Origin of the sequence: Micromonospora sp. KC723, assembly GCF_004348595.1 — a bacterium.
In the GTDB taxonomy this organism is placed as follows: domain Bacteria; phylum Actinomycetota; class Actinomycetes; order Mycobacteriales; family Micromonosporaceae; genus Micromonospora.
Map to the genome: position 1 here is coordinate 1 of NZ_SMKD01000106.1, position 20,339 is coordinate 20,339.

Consider the following 20,339-nt stretch of genomic DNA (forward strand, 5'->3'; position numbering starts at 1 on the left):
CCCCGACATCCCCACCCCGGTGGGCTGCCCCAGCCCGAACCGCTTCTGGTAGTCGATCAGCCGGTCCCGGCCGAGCTTGTTGGCGATCTCGATGGTGCCGACGTTGGAGGAGTAGGCCATCATCCCCGCCAGACTCATCCGCTGCCCGTGAGCCGGGTGGGTGTCGCTGAACGTGGTGTCGCCCATGGTGATGGTGTTGGCGATCGGCATGGTGGTGTCCGGGGTGATCACCCCTTCCTGGAGCGCCGCGCCCAGGGTGATCGCCTTGTGCACCGAGCCCGGCTCGACCACGAAGCTGGTCGCGGCGTCCTCGCGGTCGGTGGGTTTGCTCACCCCCGGGTTGGCCGCGTTGTAGGTCGGCTGGCTGGCCTGCGCCAGCACCTCGCCGGTCTTCACGTCCAGCACCACCGCCGCGCCCACGCTGCCGCGGACCTGCGCCGTCTGCCGGCCCAGCACCTGTTGCACCTGGTACTGCAGGTCACGGTCGATGGTCAGCACCAGGGAACTGCCCGGTTTGGCGGGTGTCGTCTCGCTGTAGCCGCCGGGGATCGGCGCGTCCAGGTCACCCCGGCCGGCCTCGTACGCCCACCGGCCGTCCTCCCCGGCCAGCACGTCGTCGTACCGCGCCTCCAGCCCCTCCAGGCCCTCCATGTCCTGGCCGGTGAAGCCGACCAGGTTGGCCGCGAGATCACCCCCGGGCACCTCGCGCCGCTCGTCGCGGTGCACGCCGATGCCGGCCAGGTCCAGCGCCATGATCTGCTTGGCCTTGGCGACCTCGACCCCACGGGCCAGGTACTGGAACCGCGACTCGCCCCTGCCGGGCAACGGACGCCGCCGCATCTTCTCGGCCAGCTCGGAGACGGGGATCCCGAGCAGCGGGGAGAGCCGCTGGGCGGTGGCCACGCGGTCCTCGACCTCGGTCGGGTCGGCGAAGACGTACCGTGCCTCGACGCTGCGGGCCAGCGGCGCGCCGGTGCGGTCCAGGATCGCGCCGCGCGGGGCGGGCAGGTCGACGCGGGTGATCCGGAAGCCGACGCCGGCGTCCGCGTACGCCGGGGTGTCGACGGCCTGGATGACGACCAGCCGGCCCCCGATGACCGCGAAGAGCGCCAGGACCAGCAGTGTGCCCAGCCGCAGCCGGCGGCGCGGCTCGGCCAGCCTGGGCGGGCGGGGCCGACTGCGGGAGGGACGGCGGCCGGCCGGCCGGTCCGGCCGACGGGGCGCCCGCCCCGGTCGCCGGCGCGGTGGCGGCAGTTCCTCCTCGCCGTCGTCGCGGCGGGCCGGTCGAGCCTGGACGGTCCGCACGACGCCGCCGCGGCCGGCCGGGGTGGCGTCCCGGCGCCCGGCGCGGACGGCGCCGGCCCGGCCCCCGTCGAGCACCTGTAGTGCGGGCCGGAACGGGTCGCCGGAGCGGCTGGCCCGTGGGGTTCGCCGCTGCCCGGCGCGCTCGGCCCCGGCCTCGTCGCTCTCCCGGATGGTGCGGCCCCGGGGCGTGTAGGCCCGCGCGTCGGAGATTCCGCCGCCCCCCGGCTCGCCGCCCCGCCCGGCCGCGCCTCGGGACGAGCCGCGCCGGGAGCCCGTCGTGGCGTCCCGGCGCGGATCATCCGATCTCGGTGGCACCGGCCTATCCTCCGTTGCCCTGCTGACTGGTGATCGCCGGCTGGCCGTTGGCGGGCTGCGGCACACCGATCATCTGCCCGTCGGGCAGCCGGATGTACGCCGGCTCACCGGCCTCCACCAGCCCGAGCCGGCGGGCCTGGGCGGCGAGGTTGCCGGGCGCCTTGGCCTCCTCGATCTCCTTCTCCAGCTGCTGCTGGTCCACGTCGAGGCGGGCCTGCTGCTGCTGGAGCTGCTGGAGCTTGAAGGCGTTCTCGTTGATCTTCGTGTTGACCGTGAGGATGCCGAGCACCCCGCCGACGACCAGGACCACCACCAGCGCCGCGAACGGCGCCTGGGGCACCCGCACGGGCGGCGGCGGAGCCACCCGCAGCCGGGGAGTCGCGGCCGTGGTGGTGGCCTTCACGGGCGGCTGCTCGACCGGGCGCAGCGCGGCGCTGCCCTGGGTCGGGAACTCGCGCGCCCCCCGGGCGCGAGTGTCCCCCCGTAGACCGGCGAGGTCCGCCGGCACTCCGGTGCGCGAAGTGCGCTGCGCCGCGGTCCGGCCCCCCGACCGCGGTGCGCGCTGCCCGACGGCCTCCCGGCCGTCGCGCTTGTTGACGTTCATGTTCCCTCCCCCTCTTCGTCCGTCCCTCTGCCGTCTTCCGGGTCCACTGTGGGACCCGGTGTCGACCCCGTCCCCGGTTGGTGCATCCCCCTGACCCGGCGGCGGTACCGTTCGCGGTCGGTCCGCCCCGGCCCCCCGGGGGTCGGGTCGAGTCGCACCGCTGCCCGCAGCCGCACCGAGGCGGCGCGCGGGTTCGCGGCGACCTCCGCCTCCCCGGCAAGCTCGGCACCCCGGCTGAGCAGCCGGAACGTCGGGCCCGACCCGGGAAGTTCCACCGGGAGGTCGACCGGGCCCTTACTGCGGACCCGGTCGGCGAGCGCCTGCTTGGTGAGCCGGTCCTCCAGCGAGTGGTAGGACAGGACCACCATGCGGCCGCCCGCGTTGAGCTTGTCGAGGGCGGCCGGCAGCGCTGTCTCCAGCGCTGCCAGCTCCCTGTTTACCTCGATCCGTAAAGCCTGAAACGTTCTCTTGGCGGGGTGTCCCCCGGTTCGTCGGGCTGGTGCCGGAATGCTCTCCCTGACCAGCTCGGCCAGCCGCGCCGACGAGGTGATCGGGGACCGCTCCCGCTCGCGGACGATCGCCGAGGCGATCCGCCCGGCGAACCTCTCCTCGCCGTAGACCTTCAGCACCCGGGCCAGCTCGCCGTGGGAGTAGCTGTTGACCACCTCCTCGGCGGTCATCCCACGGGTCTGGTCCATCCGCATGTCCAGCGGGGCGTCCTGCGCGTACGCGAACCCGCGGTCGGGCGCGTCCAGCTGCAACGAGGAGACCCCGAGGTCGAACAGCACCCCGTCGACGCCCGGGTAGCCCAACCGTTCGAGCACCTCGGGCAGCTCGTCGTAGACGGCGTGCTCCAGATGGACCCGGTCGGCGAAGCGCGCCAACCGCACCCGGGCGTGCGCGAGGGCCTCGGTGTCCCGGTCGAGGCCGACCAGCACGGTCCGCGGATGCCGTTCCAGCACCGCCTCGGCGTGCCCCGCCAGCCCCAGTGTCGCGTCGACGTGGATCGTCCGGTCGCCCCGGTCCAGCGCGGGGGCCAGCAACTCGAGACACCGCTCGAGCAGCACCGGCACGTGCGTGCCGCGTAGCTCCCCCATGTCGACCCCCACTGGTTGAAACGTCCGTGCCTGATCCGCGCCCTGTTCGTCGGACGACGCCGTACCGCCGTACCGCCAGATCCCCATCCGCTCCCGCTCCGCCCCGGGCCGCGGCCCCGGAGTGGAGATCGTGCGCCTGGCACCGGGGAAGGGGTGCCAGGAACTCGAAAGCGGCTGGAGATCTCGCAGTACGTCGGGCGTCGCCACGCCCTACAGACCGCCTGGCAGCACCCCCTCCTCGATGTCGGCGAAGTCGTCTTCGCTCTCGGCGAGGTAGGTCTCCCAGGCCGCCTTGTCCCAGATCTCCACCCGGGTGCTGGCACCGATCACCACCAGGTCCCGGTCGAGCGCGGCGTACGACCGGAGATGCGCCGGGATGGTGACCCGCCCCTGCTTGTCGGGGACCTCGTCGTGGGCGCTGGCGAAGAAGACCCGGCTGTAGGCCCGGGCCGCCTTGTTCGTCACCGGCTGCGCGCGCAACTGGTCCGCGATGCGCTGGAACTCGGGCGTGGGGAAGACGTAGAGGCAGCGATCCTGCCCTTTGGTGATCACGACACCCCCCGCCAGCTCGTCCCGGAACTTCGCCGGAAGGATCAACCGGCCTTTGTCGTCCAGGCGCGGAGTGTGGGTGCCGAGGAACACGGCCCTACCCCCTCGCCCTTTAGCGGCGTTCGCGTCGCCGCTGACCCCCCGGGCCGGTGGGCCCTCCCGGCCTCACCATCGCGCCCCACTCTACTCCACTTCCCTCCACCCGCAACCAGAATCGCCCGCGTGGCGCGCCACTGACCGAGGCAAAAGCGCACGTCAGAGGGGGTGGAGCGGAGTGGAGGGCGGGAGCGCTCCGGCGAGAGCGTCCGCTTCCCGACATTGATCGACTCCGTCCGGCCAAACCCGGACGCCCGGTCGACCGGGCGGACCCCGGCCGAACGGTTCGCCGTCGGCGGCGATCTGGTGGGCGCGGCTGTCCGGTAACCTCGCTGCCGTGACGGACGCGAAGATGCCCCTGCGGGCCAAGGTGGCCAGCTCCGTGTCGCGGACGGCCGCGGCGCTGTCGCGGGCCGCCGGCCGCGGCGACGGTTCGGTGATCGGCGGCTGGATCGGTCTGAAGATCGATCCGGACCTGCTGGCCCACCTCTCCGCCGGCCGCGCCATCGCGCTGGTCTCCGGCACCAACGGCAAGACCACCACCACCCGGCTCGCCGCCGCGGCGGTCGGGGTGCTCGGCCGGGTCGCCACCAACTCCTTCGGCGCGAACATGCCGACGGGCCACACCTCCGCGCTGGCCAAGGCGGGCAGCACCCCGTACGCCGTGCTGGAGGTCGACGAGCACTACCTCGCCCAGGTGCTGGAGGCCACCGAGCCGCACGTCGTGGCGCTGCTGAACCTCTCCCGGGACCAGCTGGACCGGGCCAAGGAGGTGGCCATGATGGCCCAGCTCTGGCGAGCCGCGCTGGTGCGGCACGCCGAGGTCCGGGTGGTGGCCAACGCCGACGACCCGATGGTGGTCTGGGCCGCCACCCCGCCGGCCGACCCGGCACGCGGGATCAACGCCCCGCACGTCACCTGGTTCAGCGCCGGCCAGCGCTGGCACGACGACTCCTGGGTCTGCCCCGAGTGCGGTTCCACCATCCAGCGCTCCGGCGAGCAGTGGTGGTGCACCGGCTGCCCGCTGCGCCGTCCCGAGCCGCACTGGACGGTGGAGGACGACGGGGTTCTCGACCCCACCGGCGCCTGGCACAAGATCACCCTCCAGCTTCCCGGCAAGGTCAACATCGGCAACGCGGCCACCGCCCTGGCCGTCGCCGCCGAGTTCGGCGTACGCCCCGTCGACGCCGTCTCCCGGCTCGGCACGGTCACCTCGGTCGCCGGCCGTTACGCCCAGGTCACCCGGGACGGGCGCAACATCCGGCTGCTGCTGGCGAAGAACCCGGCCAGCTGGCTGGAGGCGTTCGACATGGCCGACGAGGCTCCGACCCTGCTGTCCATCAACGCCCGCGACCCCGACGGCCTGGACACCTCGTGGCTGTTCGACGTCGACTTCGCCCCGCTGCGGGGGCGGCAGGTGCTGATCACCGGCGACCGGGCGTACGACCTGGCGGTCCGGCTCGAGGTCAACGGGGTGCCGTTCCAGCACGTCCGCACGTTCGACGAGGCGGTCCGCACCGCCCCGCCGGGCCGGCTGGAGGTCATCGCCAATTACACCGCCTTCCAGGACATCCGAGCGGAGTTGGACCGTGTCAACTGAGAGCCTGCGCATCGTCTGGGTCTACCCCGACCTGCTCTCCACCTACGGCGACCGCGGCAACATGCTGATCCTGGCCCGCCGGGCGCAACTGCGGGGCATGCCGGTCGAGGTGATGGAGGTCCGCTCCGACCAACGGCTGCCGGCCACCGCCGACATCTACCTCATCGGCGGCGGCGAGGACGGCCCGCAGGCCCTCGGCGCGCAGCGGCTGCTCGCCGACGGCGGCCTGCACCGCGCGGTCGCCCAGGGCTCCGTGGTCTTCGGCGTCTGCGCCGGCTACCAACTGCTCGGCACCTCCTTCTTCGCCAAGGGCACCCGGTGCGCCGGCCTCGAACTGCTGGACCTCTCCTCCGACCGCGGCCCCACCCGGGCGGTCGGCGAGCTGGCCGGGGAGATCGACCCGAGGCTCGGCATCCCGGCGCTGTCCGGATTCGAGAACCACGGCGGGCGGACCCATCTCGGTCCGGGCGTCGCACCGCTGGCCCGGGTGACCGCCGGGGTCGGCAACGACGGCGCCACCGAGGGAGCCTGGCGGGGCAAACTGCTCGGCACCTACTCGCACGGGCCGGCGCTGGCCCGCAACCCGGCCCTGGCCGACCTCCTCCTGCGCTGGGCCACCGGCGCGCACCAGCTCCCGCCGCTGGACGACACCTGGGCCGACCGGCTCCGCGCCGAGCGTCGCGCCGCGGTGGCCGCCGCCGCCCGGGTATGACCCCCGGCGGTGGCCGCCGCCCGGGCCCGGTCCTCGCCGTCCGGGGGCTGCTCCGGCAGCCGCCGGCACGCCGGTTCGCCCTGCTGCTGCTCCTGCTCGCCGGGTTCGGGGTGCTGGTGCTGGTCGCGCCCCGACCCGACCCACGGGCGCTGCCGCACCTCGCCGACCACCTCGGCGGGTACGCTCCGGCCGTGGCGGTGGTGGCCGGCGCCCTGCTGCTGGTCGCGCTGGTCCCCCGGACCTTCGTCACTCTCGCCTCGGGCGCGGTCTTCGGCACCCTGGAAGGGGCCGCGTACGCCCTCGGTGCGGCGCTGCTCGCGGCGGCGCTGGGCTTCGCCGTCGGCCGGGTGCTGGGACGGGAGTTCGTCGCGGAACGGGCCCGCGGCCGGCTGGCCCGGCTCGACGGCTGGTTCGCCCGGCAGAGCGTACTCGGGGTGATCACCGTACGGCTGCTGCCGATCGCCGGGTACGGGCTGGTCAGCTACGGCTACGGCACCACCGGCGCGCGGGCGCTGCCGTTCCTCGTCGGCAGCGTGATCGCCTCCGCGCCCACCGCGTTCGGCTACGCCGCCCTCGGCGCGGCGGTCACCTCGCCGGGCCACGTCAACTGGTTCGCCGCCGCCCCGGCCGGACTGGGCGTGATCGCCAGCGCGCTCATCATCCACCGCTGGTGGCGCGCGGAACGGCAGCGCCGCTTCAGCCCCCCGGACGTCCGCCGCTGACGGCACGACGCAGGGCCGCGACACCCATACGGAGTCGCGGCCCTGCCGCGCGGGTCGGAATCGGGTCAGGCCACCACGGAAACCATCCGGCCCTTGACCACGATGACCTTACGGGGCTCCCGGCCGGCCAGCGAACCGGCCACCGCCTCCAGGGCCGCCGCCCGCACGTCGTCGTCGGACGCGTCGGCGGCGACCTCGATCCGGCCCCGCACCTTGCCGTTGATCTGCACCGGGTACGTCACCGTCTCGGCGACCAGCAGCGCCGGGTCGGCGGTCGGGAAGTCCGCGTACGCCAGCGAGGTGTCGTGCCCCAGCCGTCGCCACAGTTCCTCGGCGACGTGCGGGGCGAACGGCGCCAGCATCAGCACCAGCGGCTCGGCCACCTCGCGCGGGGTCCGCGGCAGCCGGGTCACCGCGTTGGTCAGCTCGATCAGCTTGGCGATGGCGGTGTTGAACCGGATGCCCTCCATGTCGCCCCGGACCCCGTCGACCACCCTGTGCAGCAGCCGGCGGGTCGCCTCGTCGGCGGGCGCGTCGGTGACCCGCGTCGCGCCGGTCTGCTCGTCGACGACCGCCCGCCAGACCCGCTGCAGGAACCGGTACGACCCGACCACCGCGCGGGTGTCCCAGGGGCGGGAGACCTCCAGCGGGCCCATCGACATCTCGTAGACCCGGAAGGTGTCCGCGCCGTACGTCGCGCACATCTCGTCGGGGGTGACGACGTTCTTCAGCGACTTGCCCATCTTGCCGTACTCGCGCTTGACCGCCGTGTCACCCAGGTAGAAGCCGCCGTCGCGTTCGACGACCTCCTCGGCGGGCACGTACGCGCCCCGGGCGTCGGTGTACGCGTACGCCTGGATCATGCCCTGGTTGAACAGCTTGCGGAACGGCTCGACCGACGAGACGTGGCCCAGGTCGTACAGGACCTTGTGCCAGAAGCGGGCGTACAGCAGGTGCAGCACGGCGTGCTCGGCGCCGCCGACGTACAGGTCGGTTCCCCCACAGTCGCCCTCGCCGCGCGGGCCCATCCAGTACCGCTCGTTCTCCGCGTCGACGAAGCGCTCGCCGTTGGTCGGGTCCAGGTAGCGCAGCTCGTACCAGCAGGAGCCGGCCCACTGCGGCATCACGTTGGTCTCCCGGGTGTACCGCTTCGGACCGTCACCCAGGTCCAACTCCACCTCGACCCAGTCGCGGCGGCGCGACAGCGGGGTCTCCGGGTTGCTGTCGGCGTCGTCGGCGTCGAACGTCTTCGGCGAGAAGTCGTCGACCTCGGGCAGCTCGACCGGCAGCATCGAGTCGGGCAGCGCGATGGCGGCGCCGGTCTCGTCGTAGACGATCGGGAACGGCTCACCCCAGTAGCGCTGCCGGGAGAACAGCCAGTCGCGCAGCCGGTAGGTGACCGCGCCCTCGCCGTGGCCGTTGGCCTCCAGCCAGGCGATGATGCGGGCCTTGGCGTCGTCGACCCCCAGGCCGTTCAGGTCCAGGCCACGCTCGGGCGCCGCGCTGTTGATCATCGGCCCGGACCCGGTGTACGCGCCGCCCTCGAAGCCCTCCGGCGGCTGGACCGTCCGGACCACCGGCAGCTCGAAGATCTCGGCGAAGGCGTGGTCGCGCTCGTCCTCGGCGGGCACCGCCATGATCGCTCCGGTGCCGTAGCCGGCCAGCACGTAGTCGGCGATGAAGATCGGGACCTGCCCGCCGGTGACCGGGTGGACGGCGTACGCGCCGACGAAGACGCCGCTCTTCTCCCTCGTCTCCGCCTGCCGCTCGACGTCGGTCTTGGCCGCCGCCGCCTTCCGGTACGCCTCGACGGCGGCCCGCGGGCTGGCGTGCCCCCCGGTCCAGGCGTCCCTGGTCCCCTCCGGCCAGGCGGCCGGGACCAGCGCGTCGACCAGCTCGTGCTCGGGGGCCAGCACCATGTAGGTGGCGCCGAAGATGGTGTCCGGACGGGTCGTGAACACCCGCACCGGGCCCCGCTCGGTGGCGAAGTCGATGTGCGCACCGGTGGACCGGCCGATCCAGTTGCGCTGCATCAGCTTGATCGGCTCCGGCCAGTCCAGCGCGTCCAGGTCGTCCAGCAGCCGGTCACCGTACGCGGTGATCCGCATCATCCACTGCCTCAGGCTGCGCTTGAAGACCGGGAAGTTGCCCCGCTCGGAGCGGCCGTCGGCGGTGACCTCCTCGTTGGCCAGCACGGTGCCCAGCCCCGGGCACCAGTTGACCGGCGCCTCCGAGACGTACGCCAGCCGGTGGTCGTCGACGATCGCCCGCCGCTCGGCCACCGTCAGCTCGGCCCAGGGGCGGCCGTCCGGAGTGGGCCGGGTGCCGGCCTCGAACTCGGCGACCAGCTCGGTGACCGGGCGGGCCTTCTTCGCCTGCGTGTCGTACCAGGAGTTGAAGACCTGCAGGAAGATCCACTGGGTCCAGCGGTAGAAGTCGGTGTCGATGGTGGCCACCGAGCGGCGCTCGTCGTGGGCCAGACCCAGCCGCCGCAGCTGCGCCTTGTACCGCTCGATGTTGGCCTCGGTGGTGGTCCGCGGGTGGGTGCCGGTCTGCACCGCGTACTGCTCGGCGGGCAGGCCGAACGCGTCGAAGCCCATCGCGTGCAGCACGTTGCGCCCGGCCATCCGCTGGTAACGGGCGAAGCAGTCGGTGCCGATGTAGCCCAGCGGGTGGCCGACGTGCAGGCCGGCGCCCGACGGGTAGGGGAACATGTCCAGCACGTACAGCTTCTCCGCGCCGGCGCGCGGGTGGTCGGGGTCGGCCAGCGGTCCGGTCGGGTTCGGGGCGTGGAAGGTGCCCTCGCGCGCCCAGACGTCCTGCCACCGGCGCTCGATCTCGTCGGCCAGGGCTGCCGTGTACCGGAACGGTGGCACGTCACTGGCCGGTGCGGCTGCCTCACTCATGGCGTCTCTCCTCGATCCGCTGTTCGTCGTACCGCGGGATGCGGGTCGGTCTCGTCCGGCAGGCACAAAAAAGCCCCTCGCGCAGGAGGGGCGGCCGTGCTGTCGCGGGTCAGCGCGTCAGCACGGCTCGGTAAGAAGCAGACCGGCCACGGACATGCCCGCAGTCTACCGCCGGCCCCGGCAGGCCGGGAACCGCCTTGCCCCGCGGGCGGCATGTAGCCGAGGGTGATCGGCAGTGCCGCGTCCGTCATGTTCGCCTCCGTCCGGGCAGGAGCCGCGTCTCCCCCGTTGACCAGGGGCGTATGCGTCCCCCGACCGGCGAATATTCCGGGCGTAACCGGCGGACCACCTGCGGGTGTCGGCGATCACGAGAAACATGGTTAGCCTGAGAGGCCAATGAGATTTCTGCGGCAGACGTGGCTCGGCGTCGCGAACCCAACGGCGGGTCCAGGTGCTCTCATACAGAGCTGCCGTTTCCGGCGACGAGGAGGAGGCCCGTGACACAACAGACCTGGGACGAGGTGGGCGGCCTGCTGCCGCACGACGAGTTCCGCACCGCCAGCGACGCCATCGTGACCAACATCGAACAGGTCATCGAAGGCAAGACCGCGACCGTGCGCCTCGCTCTGGCCGTCCTGCTCGCCGAGGGTCACCTCCTGATCGAGGACGTTCCCGGCGTCGGCAAGACCAAGTTGGCCAAGGCGTTGGCCCGCTCGATCGACTGCTCGGTACGCCGGATCCAGTTCACCCCCGACCTGCTGCCCAGCGACGTCACCGGCGTCAGCGTCTACAACCAGGAGACGCACGACTTCGAGTTCCGGCCGGGCGCGGTCTTCGCCAACCTGGTGGTCGGCGACGAGATCAACCGGGCCTCGCCCAAGACCCAGTCGGCGCTGCTGGAGTGCATGGAGGAGCGTCAGGTCACCGTCGACGGCGTCACCTACCAGCTCCAGACCCCGTTCATGGTGATCGCCACCCAGAACCCGATCGAGATGGAGGGCACGTACCCCCTCCCCGAGGCGCAACGCGACCGGTTCACCGCGCGGATCGCCATGGGTTACCCCGGCCCGCAGGCCGAACTGGCCATGCTGGACGGCCACGGCGCCACCGATCCCCTCCAGGAGCTGCGTGCGGTATCCGACGCCGAGACGGTCCGCCGGCTGATCGCCACGGTGCGCCAGGTGCACGTCGCCGACGCCGTGAAGCAGTACGCCGTCGACCTGGTCACCGCCACCCGCGAGTCGCCGGAGCTGCGCCTGGGCGCCTCCCCCCGGTCCACCCTCCAGCTGCTGCGCACCGCCCGCGCGGTGGCCGCTCTCGAGGGGCGCGACTATGTGCTCCCGGACGACCTGCAGGCCCTCGCGGTGCCGGTGCTGGCGCACCGGGTCATCCCGACCGCCGACGCGCAGCTCGCCCGGCGTACCACCGACGCGATCATCGCGGAGCTGGTGCACCGGTTGGCGCTGCCGCAGGAGCGCCAACGCCCCACGTACGACACGCCCCGGTCCGCCGCCGGCACCATCCGTCCGCCGTTCGAGCCGCGGAGGCCGTGACGTGCGTGACGGGCTGCGTGGTCTGACCACCCGCGGCCGCTCGTTCCTGGCGGCCTCGGTCGCGGCGGCGGTCTCCGCCGGCATCCTCGGCGAGAAGGATCTGCTGCGGGTGGCCGTGCTGCTCGCGATCCTGCCGCTGCTCGCCGCGCTCTACGTCGGGCGCAGCCGGTACAAGCTCGCCTGCAACCGGGCGCTGGAGCCGCACCGGGTGCCGGTCGGGGCCAACTCCCGGGTGGTGCTGCGGTTGCAGAACCTGTCCCGCCTGCCGACCGGCACCCTGCTGTTGGAGGACCGGCTGCCGTACGCGCTGGGCAGCCGGCCCCGGGTGGTGCTGGAACGCCTCGGCGCGCACCAGGCCAGCTCGGTGGCGTACACGGTCCGCGCCGACGTGCGCGGCCGGTACGAGGTGGGTCCGCTCGTGGTCCGGATGACCGACCCGTTCGGGCTGTGCGAGCTGACCCGGTCCTTCCCCAGCACCGACCACCTGACGGTGATCCCGCAGGTCACCCCGCTACCGGCGATCCGCCTTCCCGGCGAGTACGCCGGCAGCGGCGACAGCCGGGCCCGTTCCGTGGCCGTGCACGGCGAGGACGACGCCGCCACCCGGGAGTACCGGATGGGCGACGACCTGCGCCGGGTGCACTGGAAGTCGACCGCCCGCACCGGTGAGCTGATGGTCCGGCGCGAGGAGCAGCCCTGGGAGAGCCGCGCCACCGTCGTGCTGGACACCCGCGCGTACGGCCACCGCGGCGACGGGCCGACCGCGAGCTTCGAGTGGGCGGTCTCGGCAGCCGCGAGCATCGCCGTGCACCTGCGGCAGTCCGGCTACAAGCTGCGGCTGGTCACCGGCTCCGGCGCGGACGTGGACGCCACCGAGATGGCCGGCGACGGCGTTCTCCTCGACCACCTCGCCGACGTCCGGCTCGACCAGCGCGGCGACGTCGCGACCCTGGTGCAGCGGGTCCGCCAGCGCGCCGACGGCGGCCTGATCATCGCGCTGTTCGGCGCGCTGAGCACCACCGAGGCGGAACTGCTTGCCGGGTTGCGCGGCAACGGCGCGACCTGTGTGGGGTTCCTGCTGGACAGCAGCAGTTGGCTGAACCTGCCGGAGAAGGCCCGCGCCGAGTCCGAGCAGGCCCACGGCGCCGCCGCGCTCGCCCTGCTCCAGGGTGGCTGGCGGGTGATCGGGGTGGATCACGGCAGCCGGTTGCCGGCGCTGTGGCCGCAGGCGGCACGGGGCTCGCAGGGGTTCGCCCTGCGGGCGGCCATGGCCGAGACGGTCGCCGGTGTGGTCCGGTGACGGGGAGGGTGACATCGTGATCGCGTCCCGGAACCTCGGCTTCGTGGCCGCCGCGGCGACGCTGCTCGCCGCGGCGCCGCTGTCGTCGATCTTTGAACGCTGGACCTGGCTGATCCAGGCCGCCATCGCGGTGGCGGTGGTGGCCGGCGCGGCCGCGCTGGCCCGGCTGCTCCGGGCCCCGCTGTGGGCGCAGGCGCTGAGCATGCTGGCCGGTCTGTCGCTCGCGTTGACCTGGCTGTTCCCCGCCGGCGGCGAACTGGTCGGGATCCTGCCCACCCCGACCACCCTGGCCCACTTCGGTGAGCTGTTGCAGGGCTCGGTGCAGGACATGCGGTCGTACGGGGTGAAGGTGCCGGACACCACCCCGCTGTTGTTCATCACCGTGCTCGGGGTGGGCGGCGTGGCCGTCCTGGTCGACGTGCTGGCGGTGGGGCTGCGCCGTCCCGCGCTGGCCGGGCTGCCCATGCTGGCGATCTACTCGGTGCCGGTCGCGGTCTACGTCGACAGCGTGCCGGCGCTGCCGTTCGTCGTCGGGGCCTGCGGCTACCTGTGGCTGCTGGTCACCGACAACGTCGAGCGGGTACGCCGGTTCGGCCGCCGGTTCACCGGCGAGGGCCGCGACGTCGACGTGTGGGAGGCGTCCCCGCTGGCCGCGGCCGGTCGCCGGCTGGCGGTGGTGGGTGTGGCGCTGGCCGTGGCGCTGCCGTTGGCCGTGCCGGGGATGACCGGCGGGCTGCTCAACCAGTTCACCTCCGCCGGCGACGGCGCCGGCAACGGGCGGTTCGGGCAGGGCGGCGGCCCCGGCCGGATCGACCTGTTCGCCGCGCTCAGCGGCCAGCTCAACCAGTCCGAGGTGGCCGAGATGGTCAAGGTCACCACCACCGAGGCCAGCCCGTTCTACCTGCGCTTCGGCGTCGCCGACGAGCTGCGGCCGGACGGCTTCCGGGTGCGCCCGCCCACCGGCACGCGGGTCGACCGGGAGTTGCCGGGCATCACCGACCGGCGGGGCGCCGGCCAGCAGCGGTACCGGGCGACGGTGGAGGTCAGCCGCAACCTCGACATGCCGCTGGTGCCGGTCTACACCGACCCGGTCGAGGTGGAGGGGCTCAACGCCAACTGGCTCTACGACCGCAACCTCGGCGTGGTCTTCTCCAACCGGGACAACTCCCGGGGCAAGCGCTACACCGTCGAGTACGTCCGGTCGACCTTCACTCCGGCGGCGCTGCGCCGGGCTCCCTCGCTGCCGGCCGAGCACCCGATCGCCGTGCAGCAGACCCGCCGGCCGTCGGTACAGCAGGTGGACGTGCTGGTCTCCCGACTCCTCGAGGGCAAGCGCAACGACTACGACAAGGTCCGGGCGATCTACGACTACTTCTCCCGGGAGAACGGCTTCAGCTACTCGCTGAGCACCAAGGGCGGCACCAGCGGTCAGGAGATCGTCGACTTCCTCGACAACAAGGTCGGCTTCTGCCAGCAGTACGCCGCCGCGATGGCCTGGCTGGTGCGCGCGGCCGGCATTCCGGCCCGGGTCGCGTTCGGCTTCACCAACGGCGCCAGCACCGGGAACGGCAGCTATGTGATGACCAACCGCAACCTGCACGCCTGGACCGAGGTCTACTTCGACGGGATGGGGTGGGTGCCGTTCGATCCCACCCCGGCGTACGCGGTGCAGGGCGCCGCCCGTTCGGCCTGGGCGCCGGACAGCGACGCGCCGGATCCGGAGCCGTCGGGAACCGCCGCGCCGGGCGCAACGCCGGAAGAGCCCGGCGCCACCGCGGGCCCGCAGCAGCCGGACGCCGTGGACCGGGACGTCGACGAGACCTTCGACCCGGCCACCGGCGCACCGATCCAGCGTGCGCCCACCTGGCCGTGGTGGACGGCCGGCGCGGTGCTGGCGCTGGCCGCGCTGCTCTGCGTGCCGGCGTTGCGCCGGATGGCACTGCGCCGCCGGCGTCATCTCCCGGTGGCCCCGGCGGTCCCGACCGGATCGGCCGAGGCGGCGGGGCCGCCGGCCACCGGCATGGTCGTCCTCGGCGCGGACCGCGACCGTGCCCGGGCCGACGCCCACGCCGCGTGGGACGAACTGTTGGACACCCTGGTCGACTACCGGGTCCGTGTCGACCGGACGGAAACCCCGCGGGCGACCGCGGAACGCCTGGTCCGGGAGTCGCTCACCGAGGACGGGACCTCCGCCACGGCGGTACGGCTGCTCGGCCGCGCCGAGGAGCGGGCCCGTTACGCCCGGAACCCGCTCACCGGCGAGCCGCTGCGCCCGGCCCTGGCCTCGGTGCGCGACGCGCTCGCCGCCCGGGCCGATCGGCGTACCCGGCTTCTCGCGGTGGCGCTTCCCCCGTCGGTGCTGCTGCGGTGGCGGTCGGCGGTGACGGAGCGGTCCACCCGGTTGGTGACGACGACGGGCCGGCTCCGGCTCCGGATGGCGCGGTGGAGTCCGCGCCGCCTGCTGGCCCGCCGCGCCTGACCGGCCCGCCTCCGGAATGGGCCGGTCAGGCGCGGGTCCAGGGGTCGACGCGCAGGATGCGCGAGATGGCGGTGTCCCGAGGCGGGGACACCGCCATCTGCGGCAGACGGAGTTGACCGAGTGCGGTCGGGCAGCAGGCGACCGGCTGCGGACATGCTGCTACGACGCAGGTGGCCGGTTATCTGTTCGCCACCCACCGTCGTGCGACGCGGCCGACCCGCCCAGCGGCGGGCGGCGTTCAGCGATGTCCCTCCGGGCGCTGCCGCCACCGATCCTCCATGCGGTCCAGCAGCGAAGGCCGCCGGCCGGCACGCCCGCGCGGGCGACGACGACTGGTCGTGCCACCCACCACGTGCAGGTCGGGTGACTGCGCCCGCCGGTGCGACTGCACCGCGTAGCCCAACGCCGCCAGCATGACGACGAACCCCGCCACTGCCAGCGGCGGAGTCTTGATCACCGCGCCGTAGACCAACAGGGCCAGGCCGACGACGACCACGCCGGCAGCGACGAGCAGGCGACGCCGCGCGTGGAAACGCGGGTCGCTGGCGCGCACGGCCGAGGCGAATTTGGGGTCCTCGGCAAGCGACCGCTCGATCTGCTCGAACAGCCGCTGCTCGTGCTCCGAGAGCGGCACGGCACTCCTCCCCGGTCACGTTGGTCGGCCCGGTCGGGCCGACAGACCGTGGCAGCCAACCGGCTGCTTGCCGTCAAGTCTACGAGGGCCCTCGCGCGTCGGAAAGCGGGACGACCTACGGCCGGCCCGGTTTTTCGCGCCGGCCGCCCCCGCCCATGCCGAGCAGACTGGCCGGACCTATGACGGACCGCCCGAAACGGGCAGCCGCGGCGTCGGCGGCAGCTTCCGCCTCCCGCCACCCGCGCTCGGGCGCGCCGAGGGCCAACTGCCGGGGCGTGTCGCTCGCCCCCGCCAGCCCCTCGACCCGTACGCCGACCAGCCGGATCCGCTCCCCGGGATCGAGCGCCGTCCACAGCGCCCAGGCGGTGTCGAAGATCTCCCGGGCCACGTCGGTCGGCACGCCGAGGGTGCGGGACCGGCTGACGGTGCGGAAGTCGGCCAGCCGCACCTTGATCGACACCGTGCGGCCGACCTGACCGGCGCGGCGCAGCCGGACGCCCACCTTGTCACTCAGCGCCAGCAGCGCCCGGCGGATCTCCCTCGGATCGGCCACGTCCACGTCGAAGGTCACCTCCGCGCCGATCGACTTCTCCACCTGCTCCGGGCTCACCGGACGCGGATCCCGCCCCCAGGCCAGCTCGCGCAGGTGGACGGCGGACGCCTCGCCGACCGCCCGCCGTAGCAGGCCGGGCGGCGCCTCGGCCAGATCGCCGACGGTGGCCAGGCCCAGCCGGCGCAGCGCCTCGGCGGACCGTTCCCCCACCCCCCAGAGCGCGTCGACCGGCAGCGGGTGCAGGAACTCCAGCACCCGGTCGGCGGGGACCACCAGCAGGCCGTCCGGTTTGGCGCGGGTGGAGCCGAGCTTGGCCACGAACTTGCTCGGCCCCACCCCGACCGAGCAGGTGAGCTCCTGCTCCTCGGCGACCCGGCGGCGGATCAACCGGGCGATCTCGACCGGGGAGCCGAACAGCCGCCGGGCGCCGGCCACGTCGAGGAACGCCTCGTCGAGCGAGAGCGGCTCGACCAGCGGGGTGACCTCCCGGAAGATCTGCATGACCGCCCGCGAGGCCGCCGCGTACCGGGCGGAGTCGGGCGGAAGGTAGACCGCGTGCGGGCAGAGCGCCCGGGCGCGGGCGGTGGGCATGGCGCTGCGGACGCCGTACCGCCGGGCCTCGTAGCTGGCGGAGCTGACCACGCCGCGGGGGCCGACCCCGCCGACCACGACGGGCCGGCCGCGCAACTCCGGGCGGCGCCGCACCTCGACCGAGGCGAAGAAGGCATCCATGTCGACGTGCAGGACGGTGCTGCCGGAATCGTCGGCGCCCGACCCGAAACGCGGGTCACCGCCGCGCGGCAACGACTGGCTCCGACCCATCCCCGCACGCTAACCCGCCGGTACGACACCGGCACGCCCCGGGCACCACCGCCACCCGGCCGCCGCCGGGCACGCAGCGGCGCATCCGGGAGGGGCGAGAGGGGGTCAGCCCCGCACGACCAGCAGCGGGATGGTCATCTCGGCGGCGGTGTCCGCGCCGTGGTACGCCACCAGCCGGGACACCGCCGGCGGTTCGGAGCGACTGGCCAACAACGCGTACGTGCCGGTGCAGGTGACCACGACGTCGCCGACGCGGCCCAGGTGCTCCGGCGGCACCGGCCCGAAGCAGCCGGCGGCCACCACCTCCTGTCGGGTCTGCACCCGGGCGGCCGGCCCCAGCACCGCCGACCAGGCGGCCACCACGTCGTCCACCGCCCCCGGCGTGACGTGCAGGTAGCGAACCCGGGGCTCGCCGGCCACCACCCGGACGCCCTCGCGCAGCCGGGGATCGGTGTCCAGGTCGATCCGGTGCGCGGCGGGCACGTCGAGCTGGCCGTGGTCGGCGGTGACCAGCAGCGCGGCGTCCGCCGGCAGGCCGTCGACGAGCCGGGCGAGCAGCGCGTCCACCTCGGCGACGGCAACCCGCCAGGGCACCGAGTCCACCCCGCTGAGGTGGCCGTGCCGGTCCAGGTCCGGGTGGTAGCCGGAGACCAGGGTCGGGCCGGAACCGGCGGCCAGCGCGGCGAGCATCGCGGCGGCCAGGGCGTCCACCCCGGCCGCGCCCCGGTAGTCGCCGCCGCGGTTGGCGGCCAGGGTCAGCCCGCTGCCGGCGAACTCGGGGCGGCTGACCACGGTCACCGCCACCCCGGCCGCGCGGGCCCGCTCCCACTGGGTGCGGACCGGCTGCCAGCGCAGCGGCTCCGGGTCGCCGGTCCACTCGATGTGGTTGAGCACCCGGTCGGTGCCCGGCACCCGGACGGTGAAGCCGAGCACCCCGTGCGCCCCGGGAGCGACGCCCGCGCCGAGGCTCACCAGGCTGGTTGGGGTGGTGGACGGGAAACCGGCGGTCAACGGCCGGCCGGCGGTGGCGGCCAGCCCGGCCAGGATCGGGGCGTACGGCGCGGCGGTCGGGATCTGGTACCAGCCGAGACCGTCGACGAGCAGCACCGCGATGCGGCGCACCCCGGCCAGCCGAGGTGCCAGGCCGAGCAGGTCGACCGCGCCGGGGACGCCGAGCACGGCCAGCACGCTGGGCACCACGTCGGCGAGGCTCCCCCCGCCGTAGCGGGGCGGCACGACCGCCAGCGGCTCCACGTCGGGGCGGCGCGCGGCGGCGTCCGGCCCGGCCGGGGGTCGCCGTGGGTCGGTCATGCCGGGCGGCGGGCGAACAGGTGCAGCTGGGCGGCGAGTTCCCGGTACGGCGACCGGGCGGCCAGGGCCCGTTCCAGCTCGACCAGGGCAGCCGGCTGGCCGTCGGCCACCGCGGCGGGCAGGAGGTCGGCGAGGACGCGTACCCCGTGGATCTCCTCGACGGCGAGCCCGGCGGCGCCCAGCAGCGCGGCGGCGCCCTCGGCGTCGAAGCGGCGGCGCAGGGGGTCCCGCGGCCCGGCGGAGCCGTCCGGAGCGACGGCGAGCGCGGCGGCGACGTCCAGGTGGCCGTTCATCGCCCGACCCAGCACGGCGGCGGCTCGGCCGGCGACCAGCACGCTGGCCGCGCCCCCGGGACGCAGCGCGGCGACGAGCGCGGCGGCCACCGGCGCCGGATCGTCGACCACCTCCAGCACCGAGTGGCAGAGCACCAGGTCCGCGCCGGCCGGTTCGACCAGCCCGGCCAGCGCGTCACCGTCGCCCTGCACGGCGCGCACCCGGTCGGCGACGCCGGCCTCGGTGGCCCGGCGGGTCAACGCGGCGAGCGCGTCGGGACTGGCGTCGACCACGGTGACCCGGTGGCCGGCCTGGGCGAGCGGAACGGCGAAGCCGCCCGTCCCGCCGCCGACGTCGAGCACGGTGAGCTGGTCACCGGCGCGTCGGTCCAGCTCGGCGGCGAGGACCGACCAGATGACAGCGGTACGGGGGGTCAGCGGCGGTCCGGTGAAACCGGTGGTGTGCTCCACCCGGTCGAGCCTAGTCAACCGCGCCACCCGACCCCCCGCAGGCGGTACGCGCCGCCGGTCAGGACTCGCCGCCGCCGGCGGGGTCCTCCTCCGCGCGGGACCGCTGGGCGTTGGCCACCGGCCCCTCGGTCACCTGGTACTCGCGGGGCTCCGCGTCCTGGACGGGCGACCAGCCGGCCGCCAGCCGGGTACGCCGGGTGTTCGCCACCCCGCCGGTGCGCATGCTGAAGGTCATGGGTACCCCCTTGCCCGGGCGGGCCACTCTGCCCGCACGCGTGCGGAAGTCTCCCGCTTCCCGGCCCGGGAAACTGTAATGTGGATCACTGCGCTCAGCGGAAGTCCCGGGACGGCGGGCTGACGGGGGTCTCGATCGCGTCCAGCCGGTCGGCGATCAGGCTGGTGACGCCCTCGTGCCGCTGCAACCGGCCCCGCACCACCAACGCCGCGCTGGTGCGGGCCGTCCGGCGGTAGTGCTGCCACAACCCGGGGGAACAGGTGACGTTGAGCATCCCCGTCTCGTCCTCCAGGTTGAGGAAGGTGACCCCGCCGGCGGTGGCGGGCCGTTGCCGGTGGGTGACGATCCCGCCGACCCGGATCCGCCGGCCGGGCTCCACCTGGCCGAGCCGGGCGACCGGCACCGCGCCGAGGGCGTCCAGCCGCTCCCGGATGAACCGGGCCGGATGGCTCTCCGGGGACAGCCCGGTGGCCCAGACGTCGGCGACGAGCCGGTCCACCGCCTCCATCCCGGGCAGGGTGGGCGCCGCCGTGCCGGTGACCGTACCGGGCAGCCGGTCCGGCCGGTCCTGGGCGGCGGCGCCGGCGGCCCAGAGGGCCTGCCGCCGGGTCAGCCCGAAACAGGCGAAGGCGTCCGCGGTGGCCAGCGCCTCCAGCTGCGCGGCGGTGAGCCCGACCCGCCGGGCCAGGTCCGGCAGGTCACGGTACGGCCCGCGCGCCGTCCGCTCCGCCTCGATCCGCTCGGCCACCGGATCGCCGAGGGTACGCACGCTCGACAGTCCGAGCCGCACGGCCGGCCCGCCC

At 74.3% G+C, this 20,339-nt stretch carries 17 protein-coding genes; 6 read left to right on the forward strand and 11 right to left on the reverse strand.

Annotation, left to right across the window (positions count from 1 at the left end):
• The 4 genes from E1165_RS21100 to mraZ form a co-directional block, all read right to left on the reverse strand.
• Positions 1–1,620 (reverse strand): penicillin-binding protein 2 (locus E1165_RS21100; protein WP_132393518.1); only part of this gene is annotated, 1,620 nt, incomplete at its 3' end.
• Between the two features lie 4 nt (positions 1,621–1,624).
• Positions 1,625–2,224, reverse strand: coding sequence for a septum formation initiator family protein (locus tag E1165_RS21105; protein WP_132393519.1), 600 nt, complete (start codon positions 2,222–2,224; stop codon positions 1,625–1,627).
• Positions 2,221–3,321 carry a 16S rRNA (cytosine(1402)-N(4))-methyltransferase RsmH gene (rsmH, locus tag E1165_RS21110; RefSeq protein WP_132393530.1) on the reverse strand — a complete coding sequence of 367 codons (1,101 nt, stop codon included), beginning with the start codon at positions 3,319–3,321 and terminating at the stop codon, positions 2,221–2,223. Before rsmH ends, E1165_RS21105 begins: the two co-directional genes overlap by 4 nt.
• A gap of 210 nt (positions 3,322–3,531) precedes the next feature.
• Complete coding sequence (mraZ, locus tag E1165_RS21115) at positions 3,532–3,963, reverse strand: division/cell wall cluster transcriptional repressor MraZ (RefSeq protein ID WP_132393520.1); 432 nt, start codon at positions 3,961–3,963, stop codon at positions 3,532–3,534.
• 355 nt (positions 3,964–4,318) lie between these two features.
• Between mraZ and E1165_RS21120 the strand changes: the two genes are divergently transcribed.
• From E1165_RS21120 to E1165_RS21130, 3 genes are read left to right on the forward strand one after another with little or no spacing between them, the layout of a single operon-like run.
• Complete coding sequence (locus E1165_RS21120) at positions 4,319–5,566, forward strand: MurT ligase domain-containing protein (RefSeq protein WP_132393531.1); 1,248 nt, start codon at positions 4,319–4,321, stop codon at positions 5,564–5,566.
• Positions 5,556–6,278 carry a type 1 glutamine amidotransferase gene (locus E1165_RS21125; RefSeq protein WP_132393521.1) on the forward strand — a complete coding sequence of 241 codons (723 nt, stop codon included), beginning with the start codon at positions 5,556–5,558 and terminating at the stop codon, positions 6,276–6,278. Before E1165_RS21120 ends, E1165_RS21125 begins: the two co-directional genes overlap by 11 nt.
• Entirely contained in the window at positions 6,275–7,000 is a 726-nt protein-coding gene (locus E1165_RS21130; protein WP_132393522.1) for a TVP38/TMEM64 family protein, read from the forward strand. Before E1165_RS21125 ends, E1165_RS21130 begins: the two co-directional genes overlap by 4 nt.
• Positions 7,001–7,065: 65 nt before the next feature.
• Here E1165_RS21130 and leuS read toward each other — a convergent pair whose 3' ends face one another.
• Positions 7,066–9,906 (reverse strand): leucine--tRNA ligase, encoded by a 2,841-nt coding sequence (gene leuS / locus E1165_RS21135; protein ID WP_132393523.1) that lies wholly within the window; start codon positions 9,904–9,906, stop codon positions 7,066–7,068.
• Between the two features lie 497 nt (positions 9,907–10,403).
• On the opposite strand from leuS, the gene E1165_RS21140 reads away from it, so the two are divergent.
• Genes E1165_RS21140 through E1165_RS21150 form a run of 3 tightly spaced genes read left to right on the forward strand, consistent with a single transcriptional unit; the run spans position 10,404 to position 15,238 of the window.
• The gene (locus E1165_RS21140; protein ID WP_132393524.1) at positions 10,404–11,459 is read left to right on the forward strand and encodes a MoxR family ATPase; all 1,056 of its coding nucleotides are present in this window, start codon (positions 10,404–10,406) and stop codon (positions 11,457–11,459) included.
• A 1-nt stretch (position 11,460) separates the two neighbouring features.
• Entirely contained in the window at positions 11,461–12,759 is a 1,299-nt protein-coding gene (locus E1165_RS21145) for a DUF58 domain-containing protein (RefSeq protein ID WP_132393525.1), read from the forward strand.
• A gap of 16 nt (positions 12,760–12,775) precedes the next feature.
• Entirely contained in the window at positions 12,776–15,238 is a 2,463-nt protein-coding gene (locus tag E1165_RS21150; RefSeq protein WP_132393526.1) for a DUF3488 and transglutaminase-like domain-containing protein, read from the forward strand.
• A gap of 238 nt (positions 15,239–15,476) precedes the next feature.
• Here E1165_RS21150 and E1165_RS21155 read toward each other — a convergent pair whose 3' ends face one another.
• From E1165_RS21155 to E1165_RS21175, 6 genes are all read right to left on the reverse strand, one after another.
• Positions 15,477–15,872 (reverse strand): DUF3040 domain-containing protein, encoded by a 396-nt coding sequence (locus E1165_RS21155; protein WP_132184407.1) that lies wholly within the window; start codon positions 15,870–15,872, stop codon positions 15,477–15,479.
• Positions 15,873–15,987: 115 nt separating this feature from the next.
• Positions 15,988–17,247 carry a DNA polymerase IV gene (locus tag E1165_RS21160; protein ID WP_132393527.1) on the reverse strand — a complete coding sequence of 420 codons (1,260 nt, stop codon included), beginning with the start codon at positions 17,245–17,247 and terminating at the stop codon, positions 15,988–15,990.
• Between the two features lie 105 nt (positions 17,248–17,352).
• On the reverse strand, positions 17,353–18,558 hold the full coding sequence (locus tag E1165_RS21165; protein ID WP_132393528.1) for an alkaline phosphatase family protein: 1,206 nt from the start codon (positions 18,556–18,558) through the stop codon (positions 17,353–17,355).
• A complete protein-coding gene (locus tag E1165_RS21170; protein ID WP_132393529.1) occupies positions 18,555–19,319 on the reverse strand; it encodes a bifunctional 2-polyprenyl-6-hydroxyphenol methylase/3-demethylubiquinol 3-O-methyltransferase UbiG in 765 nt (254 codons plus the stop codon). Before E1165_RS21170 ends, E1165_RS21165 begins: the two co-directional genes overlap by 4 nt.
• A gap of 40 nt (positions 19,320–19,359) precedes the next feature.
• Positions 19,360–19,536 carry a hypothetical protein gene (locus E1165_RS29095; protein WP_165945281.1) on the reverse strand — a complete coding sequence of 59 codons (177 nt, stop codon included), beginning with the start codon at positions 19,534–19,536 and terminating at the stop codon, positions 19,360–19,362.
• A 94-nt stretch (positions 19,537–19,630) separates the two neighbouring features.
• Positions 19,631–20,339 (reverse strand): OB-fold nucleic acid binding domain-containing protein (locus E1165_RS21175; RefSeq protein WP_243704903.1); only part of this gene is annotated, 709 nt, incomplete at its 5' end.